This is a genomic window from Streptococcus pseudopneumoniae (genome assembly GCF_001074975.1).
Taxonomy (GTDB): Bacteria; Bacillota; Bacilli; order Lactobacillales; family Streptococcaceae; genus Streptococcus; species Streptococcus pseudopneumoniae_D.
Map to the genome: position 1 here is coordinate 32,542 of NZ_JUUO01000115.1, position 8,860 is coordinate 41,401.

Annotated in this window: 6 protein-coding genes; 3 read left to right on the forward strand and 3 right to left on the reverse strand. The window is 39.6% G+C overall.

Going from position 1 to position 8,860, the window contains the following annotated elements:
* Positions 1-211 precede the first annotated feature (211 nt).
* From ADI86_RS07045 to pepO, 3 genes are all read right to left on the reverse strand, one after another.
* Positions 212-2,962 (reverse strand): LPXTG cell wall anchor domain-containing protein, encoded by a 2,751-nt coding sequence (locus tag ADI86_RS07045; protein WP_049532346.1) that lies wholly within the window; start codon positions 2,960-2,962, stop codon positions 212-214.
* Between the two features lie 428 nt (positions 2,963-3,390).
* Positions 3,391-4,014 carry a recombinase family protein gene (locus ADI86_RS07050; RefSeq protein WP_049532347.1) on the reverse strand — a complete coding sequence of 208 codons (624 nt, stop codon included), beginning with the start codon at positions 4,012-4,014 and terminating at the stop codon, positions 3,391-3,393.
* Between the two features lie 182 nt (positions 4,015-4,196).
* Entirely contained in the window at positions 4,197-6,089 is a 1,893-nt protein-coding gene (gene pepO / locus ADI86_RS07055; protein WP_049532348.1) for an endopeptidase PepO, read from the reverse strand.
* A 180-nt stretch (positions 6,090-6,269) separates the two neighbouring features.
* On the opposite strand from pepO, the gene ADI86_RS07060 reads away from it, so the two are divergent.
* Genes ADI86_RS07060 through psaA form a run of 3 tightly spaced genes read left to right on the forward strand, consistent with a single transcriptional unit; the run spans position 6,270 to position 8,798 of the window.
* Entirely contained in the window at positions 6,270-6,992 is a 723-nt protein-coding gene (locus tag ADI86_RS07060; RefSeq protein WP_049532350.1) for a metal ABC transporter ATP-binding protein, read from the forward strand.
* A complete protein-coding gene (locus ADI86_RS07065; protein ID WP_000559791.1) occupies positions 6,989-7,837 on the forward strand; it encodes a metal ABC transporter permease in 849 nt (282 codons plus the stop codon). Before ADI86_RS07060 ends, ADI86_RS07065 begins: the two co-directional genes overlap by 4 nt.
* A gap of 31 nt (positions 7,838-7,868) precedes the next feature.
* Positions 7,869-8,798, forward strand: coding sequence for a metal ABC transporter substrate-binding lipoprotein/adhesin PsaA (gene psaA / locus ADI86_RS07070; protein ID WP_000733069.1), 930 nt, complete (start codon positions 7,869-7,871; stop codon positions 8,796-8,798).
* Positions 8,799-8,860 lie beyond the last annotated feature (62 nt).

The following is an 8,860-nucleotide window of genomic DNA, read 5'->3' on the forward strand; positions in this document are numbered from 1 at the left end:
TTATAAATTACTTTCAATTTTCCAATCGATTTGTTCAGACTTTATTTCATCTCACTATATTTATACTATTTTAAAATTATAAAAACGCATAATATCAGATGTAGAAAAATTTGATATTATGCGTTTTATCATGAAAAGATTTTCTAAATTATCTCCTCAAATTGATTTTTTCACAGTCTAAAATAATTGATATATAAACTATGAATTGGAGTTATTCTGACTCCTTACGAAAGCTAAATAATCCAGCAGTTAGAGTTAACATTCCAAATAGGGTGGCGAGAATTGAGTGATTTTCTCCAGTATTTGGCAAAGTCTTAGCTACTTGTTTCGAAATAGTTTCAGTCTTAGTTGCTAACGACTCAGCTTGAGTTTTTGTACTACTTGCGTCATTTCCTTTTTGTTCTGTGGTTGTTGGAGTATTATTACTATTTACAACTGGAACAGGAATTGTAGTACCTCCGTTATCACGACTTGCGGCAACTTTGAAAGTCATAGCATAGATACTAAAGTGATTGGTTTCAAAAGTCACCTTATCTGCATCTTGTTTGAACTTCAATGCTTGTAAAGTACCGTCTGGAGCAACATAATAGACATTTTCAACTGGCTTATCGGCAGAAAGACTTACTAGAACCATGCCGTTTGGCTGGATAGCTTTACCATTCGCGTCATATAGATGAATGTCAAAGGCCTTGTAGTCTTTTGATTCAAGTGAAGTCGGCTTGGTTTCTTCTACCTTGATATAGCTGACATTTTTGAGTGTTGCTTCTGAACCATGCACTTGAACGCTTCCAGCTTTGTTCGAAAGAACACGAGTATTGTTTGGGATGGCTGGATTAAGCGTAGGCGTTACGGGAGTTGTCGGTGTTATTGGAGCAACTGGATTCACAGGTTGTTCAGTTGGTTTCTCTGGCTTAGCAGGTTGTGGTTGATCTGGAACAGCTGGTGTAACTGGTTTTGGTGTGTCAGGAACTACAGGTTTCTCGATTGGCTTTTCTGCTGGTTTCACTGGTTTAGTAGGCTGTGGTTGATCAGCTGGAACAGTAGGAACACTTGGCTGCTTGTCTGGCTTAGGTTGCTCGCTTGGCTTAACTTCAGGTTTCACTTGCTCGGCTGGTTTTTCAGCAGGGTTCTTAAATAAGAAAACGTAAGTATCGTAGGTTTCACCATATAGATTGTATGAATGAGTTTTAGTTTTCTCATCATAGCGATTTGTTTCTTCACCTGGGTATCCTAGAAAATAGAGTTCTTCTAGTTTTTTATCCTTAGTTAATGTATAAACCTGGATATCTTCTTTCTTCTCTTTTGATTTGAAAGTTAAAGAGATGCCACCACCTTGGAGAGTTCGATTTGTTCCGTAAGTTGGATTTCCATTTTTATTAGGAACTTCATAAAAGATTGTATAAGCTTCGTAGTTCATTCCTTCCAATTCTGGAACTTTTACTCGAACAAGAGCAGGTTTAAACCTACTGTCCATATCTCCAAATCCGCTACCTTTAAATTTTATCTCTTTACCGTTTTCGAACATCGGATTATTGAAATTCGAATTAAAAGTATTTACTTTTATATGAGAGCCTGCATGAAGTAAGTCTGGTTCAGCTGTCCACCAACCATAAGATGTTTTTTCTACATTTTCAGCAGGAAGGGGAACAGCAAGGTCGTTTGTTGTTAGAGTAGGGCGACCTGTTCCGTTATTAAACCAACGTTTTGGCTGGTCGTTTCGATAAGGAATCTTTGGCAATCCAGCATTTTCAGCTGGTTCTACTGGCTTGGTAGGCTGTGGTTGCTCTGTAGGTTTAACCTCTGGTTGAGGGTTTTCTGCTGGTTTTGGATTCGGAATTGGAGTTTCAACCGGCTTGTTCTCAGCTGGTTTCGGCTGCTCAGTTGGCTTAACTGTTTCAACTGGTTTTGAAATTTCAGCAGGTTTTTCTGTTTCCGCTGGTTGCGGATCTTTAGGTGTTGGTTTTTCTTCTACTGGTTTATTTTTAGTGTAAATAAAATAGTAGCGGAAAAGATTATCTCCTTTACCATTTTTGTAGCCAGAACCACGCAAAGCATAGGCTGCATCATAACTAACTCTGACAACTTTTGGATCTGGGTCAATATCTGGATGGTCTGCAGCTGATTTTACGACGTGGCTAAAAGTGTAGTCGGAGAATTTTTTTGCTGTTAGTATTCCATCTGCACTATCTCTATCGGTATCGAATCTTGACGAGACAACTGTTGTATATTTTGGAACATCAATCCTTGATTCATTGGTGTATCCATGCTTCTTGACACGATCAGCATCTAAGAAATCTGCTTGGATTTCGTATGTTCGATAAGTCGAGTCTGATAAAGTAGGGAAAGCTTGTCCATTTGTTCCGGGAATTGGTGTGGCCAAAAATTTGTCAAAATCTATCCCAGAAAGCGCGTAAAGTTTTCGATTTGCTTCAAGATAAACCTTGTCGTTCTCTTCTTTAGTCATAGATAAAACTGCGCCAGTTTTGTATGCTAAATCTTCCGCCTCTTTCTTTTTTATTTCTTCAGAGTCTGTTATAGGTTGTTCTGGTTCAGGCGTTATGATTGGTAGGCCTGGCTCAGGTAGCTGATTAGTTGGATCAACGTTGTATTTTTTCTCGATCTCAGCATTTTTCTTATCTTCTGCGATAGCCTCATCCGTTCCGTTTGCAAGAATGTTGCCCTCGGTCGAAGGTTTTTCGACAGACGCGGGCTCTTCTACTGGCTTTTCAGCAGGTTTCGAAACTTCTTTTCCTGGTTTTGGCTTAGCGATTGGGTCGAGCATACTGAAATCAACCCAGCTACCATTAGGTTTTGTTGCAGGTGTTGGTTGAGCAACATTAGGTTTAGCAGCAGCATTTGGCTGCGGCGCAACGTTTTCCTCGGCATGCACCAAAGTTGGCACTACAGCACTAAGAGTGACAGCAGAAAAGGTAACAATACCTAGTTTAGTGAGTTTATTCATAATTTTTCCTCCTCAGGAATATAAAATTGCCTTTTTAGGCTTATAAAATGACAAAATCAACTTCCTTTCAAGACCACAAAAGCAAAATTTTGAGCCAACTCATTATCTAAACATTTAATGTTCTTGATAGAAGCCTTAAATGAACCTTCATCCATTAACTGAACAATACAGCTATCATACTATTACATATCTTAATGATTTTTAAGTTTTTTGTTACCAAAAGCTAGCTATCTCCTTTAGAGATAGGGAACTAACTGTATCGCGTAACGACCGTTTGATAAAACAGTCAAAACAACAATATGAATATTTTAAAAAATGCGAGTTTAACAGTGTTTTTAATCTGTATTAGACTGGTATTTTTTGTGTATCGTTTAACGGTCGTTAATCGAAACAAATTTACGGCTTCATTCTACCATTTTTCCCCGTTTTTAGCAATGATTTTCCGTTTTTTTTTGACGATTGTTCGCCACTTTATTACGTTCTAACACTTTATATAGGGTTGATGTAGAAATTTGTTCAGCTTTTGCAATATTACGTATGCTTATATTTGAATGTAGATATTTGTTAAGTATCCGCTCCTCCTTTTCTTTTGAAATCCGTTTTGCTCCTAATCTAACACCATTTTCCTTAGCTTTTCGAAGTCCTTCTTTTGTACGAAACCTCAGATTTTCCAGCTCATTTTCTGCCACAAATCCTAAAATAATGCAAAGTAACCTGCCAATAAGAGAATCTGTTTCTAGTTTTTCATGCAAACTGACTAGATGAATATTAGATTCATTAAATAGTTCAATAAGTTCTAGCAGCTTAAACATAGATCGAATCAGTCTATCTAACTTATAGATAGTGAAAGTAACCTGCTTGCCATCTTTCGAAAAGTCAGAAGCCAGTTTTAAGGCTTTTGTAAGTTCAGGACGAGTGTTATTTGCACCAGATTCCTTTTCTATAAAAAGTTTATCGCAATGTTTGAGAGCTTCGATTTGCACCTCCAAGCCTAGGTCTTGCTTATGAGTAGATACACGGGCGTAGCCTATGTTGATAGTCTTTTGAGACATAAAAATCCTCCTGTTATCTTGATACAGAGGGATATTTTACTATGAATTTTAAAATAAGAAAAGACTTCAATTTCATAATCCCTATGAACTACACCCCAAAAGCTAGATTATTCTATCTAACTTTTTAGGGTGTACATAGATAGGGAAGGTATAATTATAGGAGTTTTACTTGCTTCTTTGCCTTACCAAATAATCACGCGCTCTTCTGGCGAACGCCACATACCGTCTCCTTCTTTGACATCATAGGTTGTAAAGAAATCATCGAAGTTTGGTACTTGCACATTGACACGGAGTTTGGCTGGCGCGTGCACATCAACGCTAGCCAAAAGTTTCATAAATTCTGGTCGACCTTTCATGCGCCAGATGCGACCGAAGTTGTAGAAGAATTCTTCTGCCGAGAAGTCTGCTTCTCTCTTAGCTGCTTCAAGCGCTGCAGCGATTCCTCCCAAGTCAGCCACGTTTTCTGATACAGTCAATTTGCCGTTGATAGTTGCACCATAAGAATCCTGTCCATCAAATTGGTCAATAACTTTTTGTGTTTTCTCCTTGAAGGCAGTATAGTCACTCTCTGTCCACCAGTCCTTGAGACTACCATTTTCATCGAAGGAAGCTCCGTTGGTATCAAAAGCGTGAGAAATTTCATGGGCAATAACTGCCCCAATACCACCGTAGTTAGCAGAAGATGACTGATGCAAGTCATAGAAAGGTGCCTGTAAAATAGCTGCCGGGAAAACAATCAGGTTCTTCTGTGGATTGTAGTAGGCGTTGACCATATGAGCAGGCATGCCCCATTCCTTATAGTCCACAGGCTGGTTCCACTTGCTCCAACTATGCTTGATTTCCACACGCGCAAAGGCTAGAGCATTGTCAAAAAGACTAGCGGTCTCATCCACTACCTTGTCCTTGTAACGCTCTGGCAATTCTTCTGGGTAACCGATATAAGGCTTGATAACATTGAGTTTGACGATGGCCTTGTCACGAGTTTCAGGAGTTAGCCAGTCATTTTTAGCCAAGCGTTCCTTATAGACATCGATCATAGTTGCCACTTTTCTCTCCACGTCTGCTTTGGCCTCTGGAGAGAATTTTTCATGTGCATACCAAAGACCCAAGGCTTGTTTGAAAGGCCCTTGTGCTAGCTGGTAGGCGGCCTTGACCTTGTCTTTGGCTTCTGGAACTCCTGAAAGCGCACGGCTATAGGCACCTGACAAGACACGAATTTCTTCTGTTAAATAGGTGGTTGAGAGATTGACAACACTCAAAATCAAGGTTGCCTTGAGGAGAGGCCATGCCTCTTCACTATAGAATTGGTCTGCTGCTTGCCAGAAGCGTTCCTCGTCTACGATAACCTTGTCTGGTGCTTGTCCAAGAACAGCTTGGAAGAAGTCATCCAAAGGTAGGGCAGGCGCAAATTTCTTGAAATCTTCGTAAGCATATGGATGGTAGAGTTTAGCATACTCTGAACTTTCTTCATTAGAGAGCACCACTGCCGCAACTCGACGGTCCAGTTCTAGTCTTTTCTCTAGCAAGTCTTCAATTTCTTCATCAGAGAAATCATAAGCCTTGAGGAGATTTGCGCTGCTTTCTTTCCAAAGAGTCAAGAGCTCTTCGCGTTGAGGATGGTCTTCTGCATAGTAGGTCGTATCTGGCAAGATGGTGCTTGGAGCGCTAGCCCATAGAACATTGATTCTAGCATCCATAAAGTCTGGCGATACACCAAAAGGAAGGAAATTAGGTTTTCCTGCAAGCTCAAACTCTGCTAGTTTAGCTGCAAAATCCTCAAAAGTCTCCAATTCTTGGAATTCTTTAAGAAGTGGTAAGACAGGTGTGATACCGTCAGCTTCTCTCTTGTCAAAATCACGAACTAGGCGATGGTATTTAACAAAGTTTGCCAAGATAGGATCCTCAGGCACCTCTTCTCCTGCCAACCACTTGTCTGTTGTTGCCAGCATCAGGTCTTCAATTTCCTGGTCTAAATCAACAAATCCTCCCGTTTGAGACTTATCTGCTGGGATTTCAGCAGTCTTCTGCCATTCTCCGTTAATCGCATCATAAAAATCGTCTTGATAACGTGTCATCTTGTTCTCGCTTTCATTTTTTTAAGTTATTGCTAGCTTAACAAAAATTTCTTGGGAATGCAATTAAAAATGAACTTTCCTTTTCTATCATTTTTCAGTTATTATTTTAATTTTTTCAAAAATTAACTTGACTTAATTTTTTTTTTAATGTATATTAAGAGGCAGGAGGAATACAACTGTATGATACGTATCGAAAACCTCAGTGTCTCCTACAAAGAAACGTTGGCACTTAAGGATATTTCACTAGTGCTCCATGGACCAACAATTACCGGTATTATTGGTCCAAACGGTGCTGGGAAATCAACATTATTAAAAAGTATGCTGGGAATTATCCCACATCAAGGTCAGGCATTTCTCGATGACAAGGAAGTGAAAAAATCCTTACATCGAATCGCCTATGTCGAACAAAAAATCAATATCGACTACAACTTTCCCATCAAGGTCAAGGAATGTGTCTCGCTAGGACTATTTCCTTCTATTCCTCTCTTTCGCAGTTTAAATGCTAAACATTGGAAAAAAGTAGAGGAAGCCCTTGAAATCGTCGGCCTAGCTGACTACGCTGAACGTCAAATCAGTCAACTGTCTGGAGGTCAATTCCAGCGGGTCTTGATTGCCAGATGTTTGGTGCAGGAAGCCGATTATATCCTCTTGGATGAACCCTTTGTTGGGATTGACTCTGTCAGTGAGGAAATCATCATGAATACGCTGAGAGATTTGAAAAAAGCTGGTAAGACGGTTCTCATCGTTCACCACGACCTCAGCAAGGTTTCCCACTACTTCGATCAAGTCTTACTTGTCAATCGAGAAGTGATTGCCTTTGGTCCAACCAAAGAAACCTTTACCGAAGCCAATCTCAAAGAAGCTTACGGTAATCGACTCTTTTTCAATGGAGGTGACCTATGATTGCAGAATTTATCGATGGATTGCAAAAATTCCATTTCCTACAAAATGCCTTGATAACAGCTATTGTCGTCGGGGTCGTAGCTGGAGCTGTGGGATGTTTCATCATTCTACGTGGGATGTCACTCATGGGAGATGCTATTTCACATGCTGTCTTACCAGGTGTAGCCCTCTCCTTTATCTTGGGAGTTGACTTCTTTATCGGAGCCATTGTCTTTGGATTGCTAGCTGCTATCATCATTACCTACATCAAGGGGAACTCGATTATCAAAAGCGATACCGCCATCGGCATTACCTTTTCTTCTTTCTTAGCCCTCGGTATCATCTTGATTAGTGTCGCTAAAAGTTCAACTGACCTTTTCCATATCCTTTTTGGTAATATTCTAGCCGTCCAAGATACGGATATGTTTATCACTATGGGCGTAGGGGCGGTCATTCTCTTGTTAATCTGGATTTTCTTCAAGCAACTCTTGATCACTTCCTTTGATGAACTTCTGGCTAAAGCCATGGGAATGCCTGTCAATTTCTATCACTACCTCCTCATGATACTCCTGACTCTCGTGTCTGTGACAGCCATGCAAAGTGTTGGAACTATCCTGATTGTAGCCATGCTGATTACCCCAGCTGCAACTGCTTATCTGTATGCTAATAGCCTGAAAAGTATGATTTTCCTTTCCTCAACCTTTGGAGCTACAGCTTCAGTTTTGGGACTCTTTATTGGCTATAGTTTAAACTTAGCAGCTGGTTCTAGCATCGTACTTACAGCTGCTAGCTTCTTCTTAATCAGTTTCTTTATCTCTCCTAAACAACGATATTTGAAACTGAAAAATAAACATTTGTTAAAATAAGGGGCAAAACCCCAATAAATTGGAGGATCTAATGAAAAAATTAGGTACATTACTCGTTCTCTTTCTTTCCGTTATTGCTCTTGTAGCATGTGCTAGCGGAAAAAAAGATGCAGCTTCTGGTCAAAAACTAAAAGTTGTTGCTACAAACTCAATCATCGCTGATATTACTAAAAATATTGCTGGTGACAAGATTGATCTTCACAGTATCGTTCCGATTGGACAAGACCCACACGAATACGAACCACTCCCTGAAGATGTTAAGAAAACTTCTGAGGCTGACCTCATTTTCTATAACGGTATCAACCTTGAAACAGGTGGCAATGCTTGGTTTAGCAAATTGGTAGAAAATGCTAAGAAAACTGAAAACAAAGACTACTTTGCAGTCAGCGAAGGCGTTGATGTTATCTACCTTGAAGGAAAAAATGAAAAAGGTAAAGAAGACCCACACGCTTGGCTTAACCTTGAAAATGGAATTATCTTTGCTAAAAATATCGCCAAACAATTGAGCGCTAAAGATCCTAACAACAAGGAATTCTATGAAAAAAATCTCAAAGAATATACTGATAAGTTAGACAAACTTGATAAAGAAAGTAAGGATAAATTTAATAACATCCCTGCTGAAAAGAAACTCATTGTAACCAGCGAAGGAGCATTCAAATACTTCTCTAAAGCCTATGGTGTCCCAAGTGCCTACATCTGGGAAATCAATACTGAAGAAGAAGGAACACCTGAACAAATCAAGACCTTGGTTGAAAAACTTCGCCAAACAAAAGTTCCATCACTCTTTGTAGAATCAAGTGTAGATGACCGTCCAATGAAGACTGTCTCACAAGATACAAATATCCCAATCTACGCACAAATCTTTACTGACTCTATCGCAGAACAAGGTAAAGAAGGCGACAGCTACTACAACATGATGAAATACAACCTTGATAAAATTGCTGAAGGATTGGCAAAATAATACTCTTCGAAAATCAAATTCAAACCACGTCAGCGTCGCCTTGCCGTACTCAAGTACAGCCT